The organism is Ensifer sp. EB106-05-01-XG146 (assembly GCF_058791875.1).
Window position 1 is genome coordinate 2,486,040 of sequence record NZ_JBYTDX010000001.1, and the last position, 17,207, is coordinate 2,503,246.

Consider the following 17,207-nt stretch of genomic DNA (forward strand, 5'->3'; position numbering starts at 1 on the left):
TCAAACTACCTTCCTATCTGTGAAGGCCCAGGCCTTGTTGTCGGGCTTGACCTTCGCAAAGCGCTTCATCATCAGCGCGTAACGGGACGCCGAAAGCACGTCGTCCATCTCCTTGACGACCTTCCCATCCTTGCGGTGGTAGAGAAGGAACTCGTCAAACCACTCCGGACACGTCGAGAACACTTTCCAGCGCCCGGTGATCATGCGGTCGAGCATGTCCATAAGGCCCGCCTCGACGCTGTTGCTGCCGTCCTCGAACGTCGCCTTTTCCGGCAGCAGGTTCAGGCTCTGTGCCCTGTACTGAGATGCTAGGTTCGGACCGGCCGCCATGTCGTTGTTGCCATCGTGCGGCCATGACCATGGAAGCCAGCTGCCCCACGCCTTGAGCGCTGCAGCGTGAACGATCGGCGTCGCCTCTCGCTGCCGGTAAACCTTCGTGACGTACATCACGTCTGCGTCGCGATCCCATGCCAGAGCGGCGCCGGCCGTCGGGTGGTCCCATCCGAAGTCTATGCCGCCGATCTGAACCCAATGCTTCGGAATCTCGAACGGCGCGACCTTGATACTCTCTTCCGTCACCGGGAAGATGCGGCCAGAGCCCAGCGCTGGAATGCCCTTCGTGCGAGCCTCGCGCTCGTGAGCTGGATAGCTGGCGATGATCTTTGCCCGCTCTTCCGGCGTGTAATGCTCGGCATCCTCGATCGTCATCGTTGTGACGTTGCGGTCTACGGCGCCGGGATCGTCGCCAGGCTTGATGTAGCGTCGGACCACTTCACTCATCCCCTGCAACGGCGTGAACGTGACCGCGATCAGGCCACCGGTCGCGTTTGTTCGGGTGATGCCCTCGAAATAGACTGCCTGGGGCGGCTCTTCGTCGAACCAGACGTAGTTGACCGTGTTGGCCTGCCATTTCGACCGGCCTTGCTCGTACGCCTTGAACAGCAGGGTCGAGACGCCGCCCGACTTATGCCGAACCGTGACGCTATCGAGCGCACCAGATACGCCTGAGCGCTTGGTGGTCGCGACAATGGCCTTCTTCGGAACATACCCGGTTCCCCGGTCCTCGGGGTTCATCGGTGGCCCGATCATGAGCCGCTGCACGCCGTCGCGCGTCAGTTCGTACGATTCGGAACCGGCGAGCATGACGATCGGCCCCGAGAACCGATATCCTTGCCACCAGTCCGGATATTCCCCTGTGAGGTGCATCGCCGCTTCCGCAGCGCCCGCCAGCGTCTTGCCGAGCTGGTTTCCTGCCATGAACAGCCGCTCTCGGTAGGCGGCGCCTGCGAGGTGAAACTCGCGCTGCTTCTTATAGGGGCTGTAGGAACCGAGCCGGTTTGCTCGTTGCCGGCGCTCTAGTTCCTCAAGAAGCTGCACCGCCTCCAATTTTTCCGAGTAACTCAGCGAGGCGAGCGCCGATAGATTCATCCGTCAAACCCTCAAACTTGCCCGTCACCTCGCGCCGATTCGTGTAGCTGTCGCCGACTTCCTTGGCGGCTTGCTCCATCAATGAGGCCGCCAGCACCATGTTGCCCACCCCTTCGGCCTTCTCTGCCATGCGCTGAAGAGCGCGCAGACGAACCGCACGGTGGCTGATTGCGATAGGTGAGGTGTCCTCTAGAAACCGCTTGCGTGTGGCCTCGAAAAGAAGCTTCCACTTCACTGCGAGGTTGTTGCCGGCCTTCTTCGTCGGGTCGTAGCATTCAACCGCTTGTGGGCTAATCTCTACGCCGTGGTCTTTCTTGAGCACCCCGGCGACGACAGACGGGCTGTCGAAGCACGCGAGCGACTGCACAACAAAGGTTTGCTGCGCCTGGGTGAGTTTTGCCCTGGCCATTCAAAAAATCCGGTTCTTCAAGATAGGATCAAGGATCACGCCACCCGAAGGCGACATGTCCCGCACGCGTGATCGATGGTCGCTCTCGCTATCTCCGGCGGCCGATTGGCAGCGTCGACCATTTCCTTCACACCAGAGGCAACCGCCCCATAGCGGCGGACCACACCGACGAACTGCTCGACGTCGTGCCCCATGATCGTGAACACCGGCAATCCTGTCATCCGACTGAACTTCGGGGCGCCGAAGGCGTCGCGCTCTTGGGTGGCGTGATAGAGCTCATGCTCGCACAGCGCCATGAATTCGGCGTCACCGCACTGGCTGCAATAGTCAGCATCAAGCGTGATGATGAAATCCGGGACGAACCCGAACCATTCCGTCACCTGCAGCTCTGCTCGGGCCCTTGCCCACTTCCCCATTACCCCCTGAGGCGACCCCACCTCACACTGGCCGATGACGCGGCGGCCCTTGCGACTATTCCCGACGGTGGCCCACAGAACGCCGATCGTCGCTTCCTTGAGGTGGCCATGGTCTTGATTGTGCGCCGGGCCGCCCTCGTCGATGAACGTTGCCTTCATCCAGTCGCTGACCTCGGGCGCCGGTGCGAACGAGACGAGGCCGTCAAACATCGCTGGGGGCGGAACGGGCCTCATGCGAACAACACCAGCAGCCAGGTCGCCTTACACCCGAGGTGCAGGGCCTGATCCTGGGCGAACGTCGTTCTGCCGATAACCTTCGCCTCGTCGATCACGGTATGAGCGGCCCACTCGGCGATGCCGAGCCAGACACTGCCTGTGACGAGTGCGACGGCGGCGCCTTGGATGCCGGCGTGGGCGACGAGGTGATAGAACCGAAGCGGCCCTTTCTCCTTGGCATCGGAGAGGAACTGCCCCTGCAGCGGATAGTCGCAAAGCCAGTGCGCGCCGAGCAACATCAGCGCGAGCATCAAGACTTCGTGCATGTTAACTCCATCAGGGGCCGCCCTAAGAGCTTCAACCGGCTTTCGCCTGCGGGTCTTTCGGGGTCACTCGTGTGGCGGCGCTACTACAGACCCTTGTTCGCTGGGCCCTGAAAGTTTTGTTACCGACTTGCTCACTTGGCACCGTTATGACGGGGTTCATCCTCCCCTAGGGCGGCGGCGCAGGCCTCTACGGCCACGAGTGAAAGCCTTGTCCCTCGCGTCGGTTGTCGAAGTTGGATCCCCGCCCATACAAAAAGCCGCCCGATTATAAGTCGGACGGCTTTAATTTCTAACTCGGTCAAATAGACGGACGCCCATAGGGCGCCTTGTGCGCCTAGGGCCAACGGCGGCCACTATTTCTTCGCGGGCTGCCACACACCATCAGCCAGCTCGACCCGCTTACCCTTGCGCTTCGCGACGTAGCCATTTGGCGTCGCGGCGATTGAAGTCGGCGAGTGTTCAGCCAGCTTGATTTCGTCATCCAAGATCGCCTTAGCTCCCTCTTTGTCGCCACTTCGGGCTAGGCGAATCATGTCGTCAATCCTGCTCATCGTCTGATTCCTTTTCGGGTTGAAGAGGCGACGGTGAGCCTTTCAGCAGCGCGCGACAATCACGCGGGGACAGATATACACAACCGAAGATGGGCTTATTCACAGGCCAGAACAGCCTCTCACTCGCTTTCTTCGAACGTCGTTCGTGCAAAGCTGCGGTTTGATTTCGTTCACGTCCGCTTGAAGCCCGGCGACAAGACCGGTGCCTTGTCGCTTGGCTAAACTTGTGATTGATGATCGTTTGCCAGGCGTGTGACGCAATCAACAGCGGGAGAGACCATGGAACGATTTACGAGCGCTGTACGCGATGCCGTCGCGGCGCATAATTGGTACGGGGCTCTTGCTGTCGCCCTTACGCTTCCTGACATTTGCGGGCGCTTGCAGGACCCCTCATGCTCGACCAGAGATCGCTATATGCAATGGTGGAACTCTTACCTTCTGGGACGTTACACGACTTCAAAAGGCCGGGTTTTTCTTGGCGCAGATGACGCTTACGCCCTCCGGTGCGCGTACCTTCACGAGGGATGCGCCGATATTACGATGCAGCGTGCCAGAAAGGTCCTTTCTGGGTTTCGGTTCATCAAACCGCTGCCTGGTTCCTTTCTTCACAACAACCGGATGAACAATAGACTGCAGCTTCAGACGGATATCTTCTGTCTCGACATGTGCGAAGGCGTTGATGAATGGACCGTCGATTACGCGGACGATGAAGAAATTAAGGAAAGAATGGATGCGCTAATCACCATTAATGACGATTATGGTGGTCTCATTGGATGACACCCAGCACGGGCCGGGTGCGATCACTATGCGACAAAATCGGTAGACGCTCGCTGACGGCGCCTTCCATGGCGCCGTCGTTGGACAATCTCAAATGAGGCCTTCCGACCTCAGTTCGACCAATGCGCGATCAATGTAGACTTGCCGGCGTCGGTCATCGATCGGAACCCTCGTGGGCGAATTCGGGCCTTCACGCTCTGTGAAGGCCATATAGGCGCTACCCCCGCCAACCAGGTCTCCCCACACCTCAGCGGGGTTGGTATTCTCCCTCTCAAAAATCCCTCTTGCTCGACGCTCTACAAGCTTGGCTCGTTCGTCCATTTTCGACCTCCAGTTCGAGGGTCCCACGTAGCATTTTGAATCGAGCATTCCCAGTACTTACGAAGCATAAACTTACGCGAGCTATAGTCCCCACAGATTTGATGAGGGTTGCAATGGAAGCTCTGGGTTCGATAGTAGCCGACGTTAAGAATTACGACGGCTTATGGGGCCTAGTAAGCGTCGTCCTTGTCTTCTTGACCGCCGTCGGGGCAACATGGTTCGGCTGGATCCAGCTTCAGCGAGCAGGGCGCCAAAAAATTGCCGAGGCTCGCTTAATCTGGGCTGACCAGTACCGGCAACTGGCTGTCCATCTCGATCACACCCTTATGGAGATCAACCGGCTCATGAAGCCGGGGAAACTGCCCAATTCGTTCCGCCGCCGTCGTCTTCAACTCGAAGCTCGTCGCACGGCGATCGAGATGTTCTTGATGGTGAATCCTGAGAGCCACGATGAAGCGGCGGACGCCGAGCGCATCATGGAAAGGGATCTCTGCACCCGCCTGGCCCGCCTGGGCGTGTCAATCGATATGGACTATGTCCGACACCACCGAAAGGTTCTCAAGCACAACTGGCATCGCGCGAAGAAGGAGTTCTAGATATCTGTCGATGCACACTTCCGAAAAACAAAAAGCCGCCCGGAGGCGGCCTGATTTGGTGACCGCGTCACGCAAATCACCAATGTAGTTTTTCTATATCAAACTCGTGTACACGGGCAAGCGGATTATCGCCCAATTCTGGATTTGCCACGGTTTTCATATCCCCAATGCCGAGCCAAGGCCGTGAGGCCGTCCTTTAGGTATTCTGCATAGGCTCGACGTCTCGACTGGTTATCCGATAGTTCGGAGATACCCAGCCCCTCCCCGGCAACCTTCACCATGACGTCGTAGCCAATCCCTAGAACCCGACGGGCTTCCGCCAGGTCCTGGCCGGCCGCGATCTGCCGTTCCGAAAGCGCCTCCCGAGCGCCGCCACCATCGACGGGTTCCCGCGAATAGTCGAAAGCGCCGGTACCGCTCCCACCCAGCGCTTCCCAGATAGCGCGGAACCGCTCGCCGGCCTTAACCTGGGCATCGTCGATCGACCCTCGCTGCTCGAGCACCACAAGCGCGCTTTCCTTGACGTTGACGGCGACACGGATTTTCTTCGGGTTCCATGTCTCGCCTTCGTGGGCAACGTTGTGCAGCGGGTTATCGACCATCTTGCCTTCGACAACCGCTTTCATCGTCCCGAGGCCGAGCAAGTCAACCGTGAGCTTCTCCTTCTTCGTTGCTCTCGCCTTCTGAAGGGACCCGCTACGCTCGCTCATGCGGCGTCTCCCGCCAGAACGCGGATACGGCCGCCGAACTCTCCCAGGCACTCTTCAGCCTCCCGGCGCGCCTTGATGATGTCCGTACCGCTCCACATGCAGATGCGGCCGCCACCCGCCTCGATGACATCGACGAAGTACATCCGCGTCCCAGCGTCGACCGGTGCCAGGTGTGCACCATTTGCATCGACGGTAGAGCTTCTCGTCACCACACCCGAGAAGATCTCGACCCCGACGAGTTCCGGGAACTCGATGACGTTGTCGGCAGAAAAATTATTGTCGTTCATGCAAACTCCCATTCGATCCAGTTGACCCCATCGCCCGGTTCGAGGAGATGGTCGGGCACCATGCAATTCGGCTTTCTCGGCGCTGGGCCCCACTTCGCCGTTGACCACGTGCACTTGCCCCGCGCATGGCGGAGCCGCCTCACCCAAAGATCATCATCGGGGGGCGCCGACGCGTCGGCAGACTGCGGCGGTCCGTTGTTCCAGCTCTCGGCGTTGAGCCAACGAGCGGCGTGGCGAATGAACTGCGCCTCCTTGCCCTGGACTTCCAACGCGTAGATCCGAATGCCCGCCATGATGGTTTCCAATGGCGCGACACTGCGCGCCTTCATGAAGGCCTTCAGGGCATCCTTCTTGTCGACTTTGCGGGGGTAGGCTGGCCAGAATGCTTTATCGAACTCGTCCTGAAGAGCTTTTTTGCTTTGGAGCGGAGCATCAGTCGTCGTCGCGCCATCAGGCGGCGATGAGGAAGAATCTTTATTCTCTTCCCTTCCCTTCCCTTCGTGGCCAGTAACAACCTCTCTCACAGACGCTGTCACGGTCTCTGTTACAGACTCGGTGACAGGGGTCGCGCGCTTCTTATCAGCCGCTTTTTGGGCTGCCTCTCTGGCTGCCTCGGTCCGCTTTTGGTTCTTTCGGAGCTTGCCGAATGCCTCTGTCGCAAGCTCTGTTACAGTCCTGTGATAGACCCTGCCGTCACGGACCTCCCAGCCTTCGAGAAGCAACGGCCGAAGCTCACCCCATGCCTTAGGGTCGCACATTGCCGCGTCCGCCAAGACGTCATCGTCATCCTCGATGCTGCCGGCAGGAAGCTCGTGCCACGCCCGCATCCACAAATTCATGAGATAGAAACCGAGCTCCGGCCGGCGACGGCAGCGGAGCCAAGCTTTCGATTTGCGCAGCTGCTCGATCTGCAACGGCATGTAAGGCAGGCAACGAACATCCAGATCACCGATCGACATCAAAACCTCGCTGCATTTCGGACCGCTGAGCAGGCGATATCGACGAACAGGTCGATCGTCTTGACCGCCCCGTTGCGCTGCTTGGCGATGATGAATTCAAGTTTGTTCTGGCAGTCGATCAGCCGTTCGGTCCGCTCGATCTCGGCGTCCGGGTCTTTCCCTTTCGCCTTCTCAAGGTAGTAGGCCTCACGGAAGAGGAAGGCGACGGTGTCGGCGTCCTGTTCCAGCGATCCGGAATCGCGAAGGTCGGAAAGCATCGGCCGCTTGTCTTCACGGCTCTCGACGCCGCGGCTAAGTTGCGCCAGGGCGACCAAGGCGAGGTTATTCTCTCGAGCGATCTGTCGGAGCCCGAATGAGATCTCGGCGACCTCGTTCGTTCGGTTGCCTGAGTACCGCGAGGAAGCGGCGATCAGCTGCAGATAATCGACGATCAAGACATCAATCTTGCTGCCGGCGCGCTCGGCCACATCCTGCATATGTTCGACCTTGACGCGGATGTCCGAAACGGACATGCCAGCCTGCTCCTCGATCCATAGAGGCAGCCTGTTCAGATCCTGCTTGGCCGCGATGATGGCCTCAAAGTCCTTCTCTGCCACCCGACCTGTAATCAGGTCGCTGTAAGGAACCCGAATATTCCAGTCATAGGCAATGTCCGTGAGCGCGCGCATCGCCAGGCGGTTTGAGCCCATTTCGAGGGAGAGGAAACCGACGCCGGCTCCACTCTTGGCGGCCTTGATGGCAATGCCAAGCCCGACGGCTGTTTTGCCCATGGACGGCCTGGCGCCAAGAATTACCATTTCCCCACCATGCAGGCCGCCGGTGGCACCATTCACGTCATTCAGGCCCCACGTAATCCCGGTGATGCCGCTTCCCCGGCTCATTGCCTGTTGCACCTCGTCGAGCGCTGTGTCTGCCGCTTCCGAGATGGAAAATCGGGTCTTGCCCTTTCCTCCCACGCGAAGCCCCGAACCGACTTCGTCGAGCGAGCGCGTTGCCGACCGGATCAGTTCGGCCGGGTCTATGCCCGCATCCGAGGCGGCAACCGCTATCCGCTCGGCTTCAACGCCGACGCTGATGCGAGCCCACTGCTGGATAAGATTGGGAATGCTGTCTCGAAACCCAGCAACCCCGCGCACCGTGTTGGACGTCAGCGCTGCCAGATAGGTGGCCAGGGGGTTATCGAGCGCGTCGCTCCATGCCTTGATCTCCGCTGCAGAGAACAACTTGTAAACGAGATCCAACCGGCAGGATTTGTAGCGTTCGGCCGCCAACTGGATCAGTTCAAAGAGGCGCCGATGCAGCGGCTCGACGAAGTGTTCCGGACGCACCGTGCCAGAGACAGCAGCGAATTGCCCTGTCAGCAAGAGGCCGCCCAGCACCTCCTGTTCCAATTCGATGACAAAACCGCGCTGGGAGAGATCAATGTTTGCAACCGGACCCGCCGTCACGATGTCGCCTCCGGCGAGCAGAACAATTGCATGAACGCTTGGAAGGCCTTGGCTGCTGCACGCCCGTCCTCGAACTTCATCGTCCGGTTCGCGAGCGTGAGCGCTGCCACATAGGCATTCCAGAGCATCAGCTCGCGTTCGGTGCGGGCGTCGATCGGGGTGGCGCTCCCCTCGCGTGCGTCACGCACATGCGTATGCGCAGGTGCACGAGGGATGCCCGGTTTCATCGGGGAGCCGGCGAAGTGCGGATAGACCGTTTCCGGGGTGCCGGTGGACGCTTTGCCGACGGGGAACTGGATGACGTTCTTCATGCCGACACCTCACTCTGGCGAGCAAAGTACGCCTCACGCACTCGCACCCACGATGACGGCGGCACCAGGCCATTGCTCATCTCTTCGATTTTGCAGACCAGCGCGAGAGGTGGCTCGCGCTCGCCGTTTTCATATCGATGCCAAGTCCGAGAAGGGTTCTTGCCGTCGATCCCTAGCAGTCGGGCGACAGAGGCCATGGAATAGCCGTTCGCCTTACGCCAGTCTTTCGGATTGAGGGGTGTTTTTTTCATAGCCTCTCGATTTAGCCATATAGGCAAGTTTGACGCAACTAAAATTTAGCCATTCCGGTTATGTTTTTATTAAAGATCCAAAGCCATAATGGCTTCATGGAAAACATTTCATCGAACAGATTGGCTGAAGCTCGCAAGGCCAAGGGTATTACCCAGCAAGAATTGGCCGACCGCCTCGGCGTTCACTTCGTTACAATATCCAAGCTCGAACGCGGGAAGATGCAACTCACGGCCGATTGGATCGTGAAGCTGGCTTCAGCGCTGGGGGTAGAGGTTTCGGAAATCTTTTCCCCTCCGAATCTGAAAATGCGGGTGGAGCTAGAAGGCGTCGTCCAGAATGGCTTTTCCGTTCGCCCGGTTAAGGGGATCGAGAGCCGATACATCCTGGAAACAGGGGACGCAGACAACGAAGCGAGCTTCTGGGTGGCCGTCGCCGATGACGCGTTCGCGCCATTTTTCCACCGCGGCGATGTCCTGAGATTTACAGCCTATCATGAAACTGGATACGCGAACTCCGAGGGTCGCCTTGGGTGCCTTACCCTTAGAGACGGGCGCACACTGATCGCGGTCGTGGAAAACCACCTCGGCGGCAGTCTATTTGATGTCCGCTCAACAAATGGCCAGAGGTTCCAGAGCGTCGATGTTGACCAGTTTGCGCTACTATCTGGCGCGAAAATCAAAGAGATAGAAGATAACTAGCCGTTTAGGCTTAGTTATCTATTGACTGCAACTTGCCGATACGGCTAAGTTCACTCCATCTTAACCGATGGAGATACCCATGGCGAACCAGTGTGTTCCAGCCGCCGGCGAAGCTTTGCCGTCCAGCGCCGATCCTATCATTGCTGCGATCAGAGACTATCGGAACGGCGTCGCCGCATTCAACGCGATCAAGGAGGATGACTGGGACATCCATGGCGGCGAGGAAGCCGTCATTGCCACAACGTACGCTGCGCCGATGGACGTCCTGGATGAATGGGATCGTCCCGCTGAGACGATGGGAGGCGTGATCGATGCCTTGCGCTTCGCGCTGGAGGAAGCCAAGGATTTCGCGACGTCCCAGGCAGTGCCCCGCATGATTGCGGCTGCGCTCGGCTACCTTCAGACGGCTCACCCGAACCGCAGCTGTATCGCCCTCCTCGATCTGATGAACCATCGCAAGGAAGCCATGCGGCTTGACCTCGACGCCTGGAACAAGGTCGGCGACGTTGAGGACAGCGGCGCAATGGATGCCCTGCCCCTCGTCCGGGTCCAGCTCGGGAAGCTGCGCCACGGCTACGACGACGAGGGCAACCCGATCGAAGAACCCATTTGGGGTCACAGCGCCGAACAGGTTCGCACGAAGATGCAGAAGGATTTCGACGCCTGGATGACCTTCATGGTGCCGAAGTCTGGCCCAATTCGAGAGAAGAACGTCGCCGAATGGGACAAGGCTATTCAGGCTAAGGTCAACGAGCTAGCCACACTTCAGGCCGAGGCGGATCGCATTAAGCAAGAGAGCGGCTATGCCGAAGCCCTGAGCATCGCCCAGGCGACGACGGCCGCCGTCAAGCGCATCGACCGCGCCATCATCGCGTTCGTTCCCAGGACGCTCGACGAGGCTGTAACCCTCGCCTCATGGGTGATCGAGGCCCGCAAGGAAGAATACACGCATCTCGAAGATGAGGATTTCGCCCTGGTGCTCGGGTCTATCGCGAGCGCCACGGTGCCCGCCGCGCAGGAGTCCGCCGCGTGATGGCAGATCCTGACGTCTCACTCGGTCGACGTATCATCAGGGAAGGTTCGTCCGCCGATCTGGTAGTTTTTCATGGTCAAGTCGATGGTAGAGTCCATTACCTTGATCTGCTCTTTAAGGGCGTCCGTGAGATCGTTTCCGGATGCGGCCGCCTGATACAGGCCCGCAAGCATGGTCGCGTCAATCACGGCCTGAAGCATGTCCGGCCCGGCCGCCGCAAGCATGCCCTCATAGATTTCAAGCCGCTCGGCGTCGGATTTGCCTCGAGACTGCTCAAAGGCCTCGTGGAAGTGGTCGTAGGCCGTTTTCGCGCTGGAAAGAAAAACATCGATCTCAGCAGGAATCCGGATACCCACTTGGCAAAGGCGCCGGATCGCCTCGCCACGCGAGCGAATCCGATTCTCGTGCATCCAATCGTCAAGCTCCTGAAGCTCAGACGGCGCCATCACGAGAGGCACTCGTTGGTCTTTTACTTCGCCGTCGGTCTTTTTCGGTCTAGCCATTTTTGGATTTTCACATGTTTGATTAAGTTACGCAAGAAAACCGTTGACCGTAATATCAGTCAGTGGTTAACGTTTTCTTGCGCAACTTAATCACTTAATGGAGCGCAGCATGAAGAAGGAAGCGAAGGAGCAACGAGTTCCGCTCGTGATGGAGAGAAGTTTGCTCCAACGAATTGACACCTATCGGTTCGGCGAACGCATAGGCAGTCGGTCGGAAGCTATCCGGCAGCTGATCAACGCTGGGCTAGAAAGCAAACAAGCACCGACACCGGCCGGTCAGCAGCAGAGGAGGCCCGCAGCGTGACTGGTAAAAAAGACATTCCTGTTCGCCTCGTCCAAGCAGTCAAAAGGGCTGGGACCAAGATTGCCTCTCAACGCTCGATCATTCGTTTTCAGTATCTGGCTTGGTCTTACGGGTTCCTCGAAGCGCCCTGTAGTGATTGCGGAGCTTCAGCCACTCATCGATTCTATCGTCGCTCGATGCCTTCTGTGCATCGAAAACGGTTGCATCGATTTTATCGATCGGCGCAGCTGCGTTCCTCTCTATCTCTTGCAGGTGTGTCATCACTTCAGCCCACGAGATTGGTAGGCCATCCGCGTCAAGAAGTACGTATAGAGTGTTGTCAGGTCGTACGCCCTGCTCTCGGGCAGCCTTTAACTCATGGATCAACGCTGCCCTGGATGCAGAAAGATCGGCTATCGTCGCCATCAAGCGACGTTCTGACTGACGCAGTCTCACCAGTACGTTTTTCGCGTCATACGCCTCCTGTAGGCGTGCAACCATTTCGGCATTCATCGATCGGCCAGCTTGCTGCGCGTGCTCAGCTACTGTCTCACGCAACCCCTCAGGCATGCGCAGCAGGAACTTATCGAGTTCATCGTTCGGCGTTTTCGTCGTCTTGGCCATGTGTAATCCATACTATCGTTTCGATATGAGGAAAATGATATCGGAACGATATTAGATGATTGACTCCTGATGATATCAAAACGATATATTCATTAACGTGAGGTGAAGAATGCGAGAGACGACGGAAAAGATGGGGCTCATGGTTCGGCTGCCCACCGACTTAAAGGCATTCATCAGGCATGAGGCCGAACGTAATGGGAGTTCGCAGAACAGCGAAGTCATCCGAAGCATTCGGGAACGCATGGAGCGGGCTGTTCCGCACCTGAAACGCAAAACGGCGACTGAATAGGGTTGCAGCCCTACCCGTCGCCGTAATGACCGGAAGCCGATTGCAGTCGGCTTGCCACACAGGATGTCCACACCCGTAAGGAGGTTCTGATGGACGCATTGATGAGTAACACGCCGCCAGGTGGCGGTAAACCCGGCCATATGTCGAGCCGCGAGATCGCGGACCTGCTTGACGTTCGGCATGACAGCGTCAAGCGGACGATTGAGCGCTTGGCAGACAAAGAGCACATTAGGTTCACACCGTCGGTGGAAACCTCGCATGAAGGGGCTGGCGCTCGCCCCGTTGAGGTCTATCTCGTTAACGAGCGCGACAGCTACGTTGTCGTCGCGCAGCTCTCGCCCGAGTTCACAGCTCGCCTCGTCGATTATTGGCAGGCGCACCGAAACAGCGTACCGCGTCTCCCTACGACGGCTGAAGCGTTCGCCGAGGTATTCCGGCTTGCCGCCGAAGCGGAGCGCTTGCAGGCCCAGCAGTCAGCCGCCATCCAGGCGATTGACGCGAAGGTCGACAAGATGGCCCAGGCTCACGTCATCCTCGACAAAATGCCGAGTGATTGCGAATCGATCATGCGCGTTCGCGAACGCATGTCGTCTCAGCACGGTCTCTCTGAAAAAGTGGTCGACACGATCATGCGGGACAGCCCTTTCGCCCCGACAATCCGTTGCCTTGTCAGGAACTCGCATGTTGATGCCGACGGCGCCCATTATTCCGGGTTCGCTAAAAAGGAAGTCTCGGCAATTTTCAAGCGCTTCCTGAGCGAATGCAAGCAGGTCAGCCCGAGGTTCTGGACGCATCCTTACATCGTCGGGAAGTTCCAAATCACGCAATAGCCAGCGGACCGGCGCCCGGCGCCGATCTCCTCACGAACAGTTTTGGAGAAATTTCAATGCCGAACGCGAATCCGGCCGCTGGCGAAGCCATGCCGAATGACATCTTGCCCTCGATCGACCGCTATATCGCCGCCGAGCAGGTACTCAACGCAACGAACATGCCGATCGAGGGAACGCCCGTAGGGGCCGAGTTCGAAGCGGCCATAGAGGCCATCATGGATGGCAAGCTCAAGGCCCTCACCTTCCACGGCGCCATGAAGGCGCTCCGGCTCGCCCAAGCCGAGGTAGCCAACTCCGATATCGCAGGCTCGATGGTCGAGCCGCTTCTTAACGGCGCGATGGCCTATTTCGACAGCCTGGAAGGACGCGACAGCTGGGACGAGCGTATCTTGGCAGAAAAGCTCCTCAGTTTCGATATGACGGCCATCAGCAGTGACGGATGGTCCGCCGTCTACGATGCGCTGACGATTGTCATCCACTCGCTCGAAGGAATCTCCTGCCAGCCGCGTTGCGGCAACGATAAGGGGTTTAATGCTGCCGGGAAATACCTTGCAGCATTGGAGGTGTTCGCGGTCTTGTCCAGGCGGCGCCTCGTCGATGCCGCGGCTGCCGCAAGGCCAATCAATGAGCACGATTGGGATGCGCGCGACGAGGTCCTTATGCTCGACCGCGTCGCCGGCTGCGTCGACGGCAACCTGAAAGAGATTGGCGAGTTCGCGCTTGAGCTCCACGCCCAGCGTGCCGAGCATTTCGGAGAGAACCGCTCATGACCAAAGCTATGTTGGATGCCATCACGGCAGCCAGAAGCCCTGTCCGAGACCAGATCTTTCGGCACCGCGACGCCGTCATTGCGGACGAAGCGTCGTTCGAAGATCAATGCGTGCCGATCGACGAGGACGCCGCACGGACAACCGGAGAGGCAGAAATCGCCGAGTTTCAACGGTTCGCCAAGTTTCCCTGCCAGACCCACGCGGATGCGCAGGCGAAGCTGCTCTATGTGCTTCATGGATCCGTGGGCGCCCGTTACACGCTGCTGACCTCCCTGCAGCTCGAAGAGTATGCGGCCGAGCCCGGAGAGGACACCATGTCGCTTGGGCTCGTAGAGCATTTTCTCAAGTCGCTGATCGTGCCGGAGGTGCCAAATGGCTAGAATACGGCCCGGCGCCACTCTCCCCGCTTCTCTTCCTCCCTTCGGCATCAACCGGGAACAGGCCGCCGAGCTGGTCGGCGTCTCAGTGAGCACGTTTGACAAGATGATCGCGGCGGGACGTATGCCACGACCGCGAATCGCTTCCGCGGGACGCCTCGTCTATGACGTTGCGGAAATTGCCGAGGCGTTCCGCAAGCTCCCGCGTCACGGTCCGGTTGTGGATCCAGTTGACGAAGACGAATCAGGGAGCAATCCTTGGGATCATGACTAGCAAGCCCCCAAAGACCGAAAACAAGCTTCCTAAAGGCGTGTCTCCCGACTGGGATCGACACGGCAATGTCAGATATTATTTTCGCACCAGCGGGCGACCAAAGGTACGCCTGACGGAAACACCCGGCACGCAGCTGTTCGAGAAAGAGGTCGCAGCGGCCCGCCTGGGCATCAAATGGGTGAAGCCTGACGAGAAGAAACCACCGGCGCCTGTTTCCGACGAAGCTAAGGCCGGATCGCTTCGCTGGCTCCTCGTAGAATACAAGCGACGAGCACACGGCACCGTATCAGACGACCTTATGAGCCGGCGCGTGCGCATGCTCGAGGAAATCTGCGAGAGCAAAACAGCGGGGAAGACGCCGAAGAAGCGCGGGGATTTGCCCTTCGCCCTCATGGAGCGACGGCATGTGACCGAGATTAGGGACGAGTTGCGCCAAACGATCGGCGCCAGGAACAATGTCGTCAAAGCTCTGTCTGCAATGTTCGCCTGGGCGATCGAGAATGAGGTTGCGCGTACGAACCCCTGCGCAGGCATCAAACGGAAGAAGTCGGGCGACGGTTTCCACACCTGGTCGATTGCCGAGGTCCGCCAGTACGAAGCAGTACATCCGCCCGGCAGCAAGGCACGGCTTGCCCTCCACCTCGCGCTGTTCACCGGGATGAGGCGCGGCGACCTCGTGATTCTCGGGCGCCAGCACCTTCAAAATGGATGGATCGCTCTTCGACCGGGGAAGACCGCAGGCTCGTCTGGGGTAATGGTCGAAATACCTCTGCTACCCGGCCTCTCGCAAACTCTGAAATCGTCACCAGTCGGAAACATGACCTGGCTGACGACCGAGTACGGTGCTCCGTTCACAGACGACGGGTTCGGGAATCGCTTTCGCAAGTGGTGCGATGAGGCAGGACTGTTCCATTGCTCGCTGCATGGCCTCAGGAAAGCCGGCGCCACCATCGCCGCCGAGAACGGCGCGACAGACGATCAATTGATGGCGATCTACGGCTGGACCACGAAGCAGCAGTCCACTCTTTACACCGCAAAGGCGAACCGTCGGAAGCTGGCAGCTGCTGGCATCCAACACCTCGCCCTGGAACAAAACGACGACAAAGTTGTCCCACCGCCTCAAGGGGTCGAAGAAAGTGGGACAAAAACAGTCAAAAAATCCAATAAAATCAATACCTGAAAGGAGGTATTGGTGGGCCCGGAGGGACTCGAACCCCCAACCAAGCGGTTATGAGCCGCCGGCTCTAACCATTGAGCTACAGGCCCACTCTGGATCCGCTCCTGTCCTTAAACCGTAACGGTCCAGGGATAAGACACGGGGCAGCAACTTTAAGTGCTACGGTGGCCTTTGCGCTTCTGAACGAGGCGTGGCACCGTCGTGATCCAGGCCCGCGAACCAATGGCAGTTTGCGGGTGGCCAAGGCTCTAGCGGAAAACCTTTTTGCGGACAAGCCATTGCCGCAATGCTCACACAATCGATAGCCAAGAAGACGCTTGGGACGGAACAACCGGAGAGACATTGAAGATGATTTCCACACGCACTGCCCGCACGCTTTCGATCGCCGCCTTCGCTGCAGCTTTTGCTGGCGTTGCCGCCGCTCAGGCGCAGGAGACGGACAAGGACAAGGCCACCATCGTCGTTGCCGGCGAAGGCCGCGCGACGACCGCGCCGGACATGGCAGTCCTGCAGCTGAGCGTCGTCAAGGATGGCAAGACCGCGCGTGAAGCGCTGGACGCCAACAACAAGACCATGGCCGAAGTGCTGAAGGCGCTGAAGGACGGTGGCATTGCCGATCGCGACCTGCAGACGAGCGGCTTCATGCTCAACCCGCAATACAGCTACCCGACCAACACCGACGGCAGCAACCGCGCGCCGGAGCTGATCGGCTACCAGGTGACGAACGGCGTCAGCGTCCGCGTTCGCGATCTCGCCAAGCTCGGCGAAGTGATCGACAAGTCGGTTTCGCTCGGCGTCAACCAAGGTGGCGGCGTACAGTTCACCAACGACAAGCCGGAAGCCGTGATCACCGAAGCGCGCAAGGCAGCCGTTGCCGACGCGGTTGAGAAGGCCAAGGTGCTGGCCGAAGCGGCCGGCGTCTCGGTCGGCAAGATCGTCAACATCTCCGAGCAGGGCTTCCGCCCCGAGCCGGTGCCGATGATGCGCGCCGGCATGGCCAAGGAATATGCCGCCGACGCCGTTCCGGTCGCAACCGGCGAAAACAGCTACAACGTGACGGTCAACGTGACCTTCGAAATCAAGCAGTAAGGCTTGTCAGCAACGCCCGCGGCCAAGCGCGGGCGCTCAACGATCGAACGCCCCTGGTGCCAAGGATCGGTGCCGGGGGCTTTTCTTTTGGGCGCTGGTGATCGCGATGCACTCGACTAAGACTGGGCCCGGCGCTGAACGCCGTCCGACCTCCAGGCTTAAATTTGCCGGCACCTGCTTTGACATCGCTTCCCGCGCGCGATTTGCTGCCGTCCCTCGCCCTGCGGCATCGCCCGCGACCGCTCCGCGATCT

Annotated in this window: 24 protein-coding genes and 1 tRNA gene; 11 read left to right on the plus strand and 14 right to left on the minus strand. The window is 59.0% G+C overall.

Annotation, left to right across the window (positions count from 1 at the left end; all coding sequences use genetic code 11):
* The 5 genes from AC3WVQ_RS12355 to AC3WVQ_RS12375 form a co-directional block, all read right to left on the minus strand.
* Entirely contained in the window at window positions 1-1,428 is a 1,428-nt protein-coding gene (locus tag AC3WVQ_RS12355) for a terminase large subunit domain-containing protein (RefSeq protein ID WP_492382766.1), read from the minus strand.
* Window positions 1,364-1,837, minus strand: coding sequence for a DUF2280 domain-containing protein (locus AC3WVQ_RS12360; protein WP_492382767.1), 474 nt, complete (start codon window positions 1,835-1,837; stop codon window positions 1,364-1,366). Before AC3WVQ_RS12360 ends, AC3WVQ_RS12355 begins: the two co-directional genes overlap by 65 nt.
* A 35-nt stretch (window positions 1,838-1,872) precedes the next feature.
* Window positions 1,873-2,487, minus strand: coding sequence for a putative metallopeptidase (locus tag AC3WVQ_RS12365; protein ID WP_492382768.1), 615 nt, complete (start codon window positions 2,485-2,487; stop codon window positions 1,873-1,875).
* Window positions 2,484-2,795, minus strand: coding sequence for a DUF3307 domain-containing protein (locus AC3WVQ_RS12370; protein WP_492382769.1), 312 nt, complete (start codon window positions 2,793-2,795; stop codon window positions 2,484-2,486). The genes AC3WVQ_RS12365 and AC3WVQ_RS12370 overlap by 4 nt, the downstream gene beginning before the upstream one ends.
* Window positions 2,796-3,148: 353 nt before the next feature.
* Complete coding sequence (locus AC3WVQ_RS12375) at window positions 3,149-3,346, minus strand: hypothetical protein (RefSeq protein ID WP_492382770.1); 198 nt, start codon at window positions 3,344-3,346, stop codon at window positions 3,149-3,151.
* Between the two features lie 279 nt (window positions 3,347-3,625).
* Between AC3WVQ_RS12375 and AC3WVQ_RS12380 the strand changes: the two genes are divergently transcribed.
* Together AC3WVQ_RS12380 and AC3WVQ_RS12385 are read left to right on the plus strand one after the other, a co-directional pair.
* Window positions 3,626-4,123: a hypothetical protein gene (locus AC3WVQ_RS12380; protein ID WP_492382771.1), complete on the plus strand. Its 498-nt coding sequence runs from the start codon at window positions 3,626-3,628 to the stop codon at window positions 4,121-4,123.
* Window positions 4,124-4,557: 434 nt separating this feature from the next.
* Window positions 4,558-5,040 carry a hypothetical protein gene (locus AC3WVQ_RS12385; RefSeq protein WP_492382772.1) on the plus strand — a complete coding sequence of 161 codons (483 nt, stop codon included), beginning with the start codon at window positions 4,558-4,560 and terminating at the stop codon, window positions 5,038-5,040.
* Between the two features lie 125 nt (window positions 5,041-5,165).
* Here the strand turns inward: AC3WVQ_RS12385 and AC3WVQ_RS12390 are convergent, their stop codons facing one another.
* The 6 genes from AC3WVQ_RS12390 to AC3WVQ_RS12415 are packed head-to-tail and all read right to left on the minus strand — an operon-like array spanning window position 5,166 to window position 9,006.
* Window positions 5,166-5,750 carry a DUF6456 domain-containing protein gene (locus tag AC3WVQ_RS12390; RefSeq protein ID WP_492382773.1) on the minus strand — a complete coding sequence of 195 codons (585 nt, stop codon included), beginning with the start codon at window positions 5,748-5,750 and terminating at the stop codon, window positions 5,166-5,168.
* A complete protein-coding gene (locus AC3WVQ_RS12395; RefSeq protein ID WP_492382774.1) occupies window positions 5,747-6,037 on the minus strand; it encodes a hypothetical protein in 291 nt (96 codons plus the stop codon). Before AC3WVQ_RS12395 ends, AC3WVQ_RS12390 begins: the two co-directional genes overlap by 4 nt.
* A complete protein-coding gene (locus tag AC3WVQ_RS12400; protein WP_492382775.1) occupies window positions 6,034-6,996 on the minus strand; it encodes a DUF1376 domain-containing protein in 963 nt (320 codons plus the stop codon). Before AC3WVQ_RS12400 ends, AC3WVQ_RS12395 begins: the two co-directional genes overlap by 4 nt.
* Entirely contained in the window at window positions 6,996-8,444 is a 1,449-nt protein-coding gene (locus AC3WVQ_RS12405) for a replicative DNA helicase (protein ID WP_492382776.1), read from the minus strand. Before AC3WVQ_RS12405 ends, AC3WVQ_RS12400 begins: the two co-directional genes overlap by 1 nt.
* On the minus strand, window positions 8,441-8,755 hold the full coding sequence (locus AC3WVQ_RS12410; protein ID WP_492382777.1) for a hypothetical protein: 315 nt from the start codon (window positions 8,753-8,755) through the stop codon (window positions 8,441-8,443). Before AC3WVQ_RS12410 ends, AC3WVQ_RS12405 begins: the two co-directional genes overlap by 4 nt.
* On the minus strand, window positions 8,752-9,006 hold the full coding sequence (locus tag AC3WVQ_RS12415; protein WP_492382778.1) for a helix-turn-helix domain-containing protein: 255 nt from the start codon (window positions 9,004-9,006) through the stop codon (window positions 8,752-8,754). The genes AC3WVQ_RS12410 and AC3WVQ_RS12415 overlap by 4 nt, the downstream gene beginning before the upstream one ends.
* A 96-nt stretch (window positions 9,007-9,102) precedes the next feature.
* On the opposite strand from AC3WVQ_RS12415, the gene AC3WVQ_RS12420 reads away from it, so the two are divergent.
* Together AC3WVQ_RS12420 and AC3WVQ_RS12425 are read left to right on the plus strand one after the other, a co-directional pair.
* Window positions 9,103-9,705 carry a helix-turn-helix transcriptional regulator gene (locus AC3WVQ_RS12420; protein WP_492382779.1) on the plus strand — a complete coding sequence of 201 codons (603 nt, stop codon included), beginning with the start codon at window positions 9,103-9,105 and terminating at the stop codon, window positions 9,703-9,705.
* A gap of 79 nt (window positions 9,706-9,784) precedes the next feature.
* A complete protein-coding gene (locus AC3WVQ_RS12425; RefSeq protein WP_492382780.1) occupies window positions 9,785-10,738 on the plus strand; it encodes a hypothetical protein in 954 nt (317 codons plus the stop codon).
* A 17-nt stretch (window positions 10,739-10,755) separates the two neighbouring features.
* On the opposite strand, the gene AC3WVQ_RS12430 is transcribed toward AC3WVQ_RS12425, so the two are convergent.
* Window positions 10,756-11,241 (minus strand): hypothetical protein, encoded by a 486-nt coding sequence (locus AC3WVQ_RS12430; protein WP_492382781.1) that lies wholly within the window; start codon window positions 11,239-11,241, stop codon window positions 10,756-10,758.
* Between the two features lie 109 nt (window positions 11,242-11,350).
* Between AC3WVQ_RS12430 and AC3WVQ_RS12435 the strand changes: the two genes are divergently transcribed.
* A complete protein-coding gene (locus AC3WVQ_RS12435) occupies window positions 11,351-11,545 on the plus strand; it encodes a hypothetical protein (protein ID WP_492382782.1) in 195 nt (64 codons plus the stop codon).
* Window positions 11,546-11,623: 78 nt separating this feature from the next.
* Here the strand turns inward: AC3WVQ_RS12435 and AC3WVQ_RS12440 are convergent, their stop codons facing one another.
* A complete protein-coding gene (locus tag AC3WVQ_RS12440; protein ID WP_492382783.1) occupies window positions 11,624-12,148 on the minus strand; it encodes an Arc family DNA-binding protein in 525 nt (174 codons plus the stop codon).
* A gap of 139 nt (window positions 12,149-12,287) precedes the next feature.
* On the opposite strand from AC3WVQ_RS12440, the gene AC3WVQ_RS12445 reads away from it, so the two are divergent.
* The 5 genes from AC3WVQ_RS12445 (at window position 12,288) to AC3WVQ_RS12465 (ending at window position 15,868) form a co-directional block, all read left to right on the plus strand.
* Window positions 12,288-12,437 carry an Arc family DNA-binding protein gene (locus tag AC3WVQ_RS12445; RefSeq protein ID WP_492382926.1) on the plus strand — a complete coding sequence of 50 codons (150 nt, stop codon included), beginning with the start codon at window positions 12,288-12,290 and terminating at the stop codon, window positions 12,435-12,437.
* Window positions 12,438-12,526: 89 nt separating this feature from the next.
* Window positions 12,527-13,267, plus strand: a complete 741-nt coding sequence (locus AC3WVQ_RS12450) for a Rha family transcriptional regulator (protein WP_492382784.1) — start codon at window positions 12,527-12,529, stop codon at window positions 13,265-13,267.
* Window positions 13,268-13,323: 56 nt separating this feature from the next.
* Entirely contained in the window at window positions 13,324-14,037 is a 714-nt protein-coding gene (locus AC3WVQ_RS12455) for a hypothetical protein (protein WP_492382785.1), read from the plus strand.
* A complete protein-coding gene (locus tag AC3WVQ_RS12460) occupies window positions 14,034-14,417 on the plus strand; it encodes a hypothetical protein (RefSeq protein WP_492382786.1) in 384 nt (127 codons plus the stop codon). The genes AC3WVQ_RS12455 and AC3WVQ_RS12460 overlap by 4 nt, the downstream gene beginning before the upstream one ends.
* 227 nt (window positions 14,418-14,644) lie before the next feature.
* A complete protein-coding gene (locus AC3WVQ_RS12465) occupies window positions 14,645-15,868 on the plus strand; it encodes a tyrosine-type recombinase/integrase (RefSeq protein WP_492382787.1) in 1,224 nt (407 codons plus the stop codon).
* Between the two features lie 10 nt (window positions 15,869-15,878).
* Here the strand turns inward: AC3WVQ_RS12465 and AC3WVQ_RS12470 are convergent.
* Window positions 15,879-15,954 (minus strand) — tRNA-Ile (locus AC3WVQ_RS12470).
* A 259-nt stretch (window positions 15,955-16,213) separates the two neighbouring features.
* Here AC3WVQ_RS12470 and AC3WVQ_RS12475 point away from each other — a divergent pair.
* Entirely contained in the window at window positions 16,214-16,954 is a 741-nt protein-coding gene (locus tag AC3WVQ_RS12475) for an SIMPL domain-containing protein (protein ID WP_034803426.1), read from the plus strand.
* The last annotated feature ends 253 nt before the right edge of the window (window positions 16,955-17,207 follow it).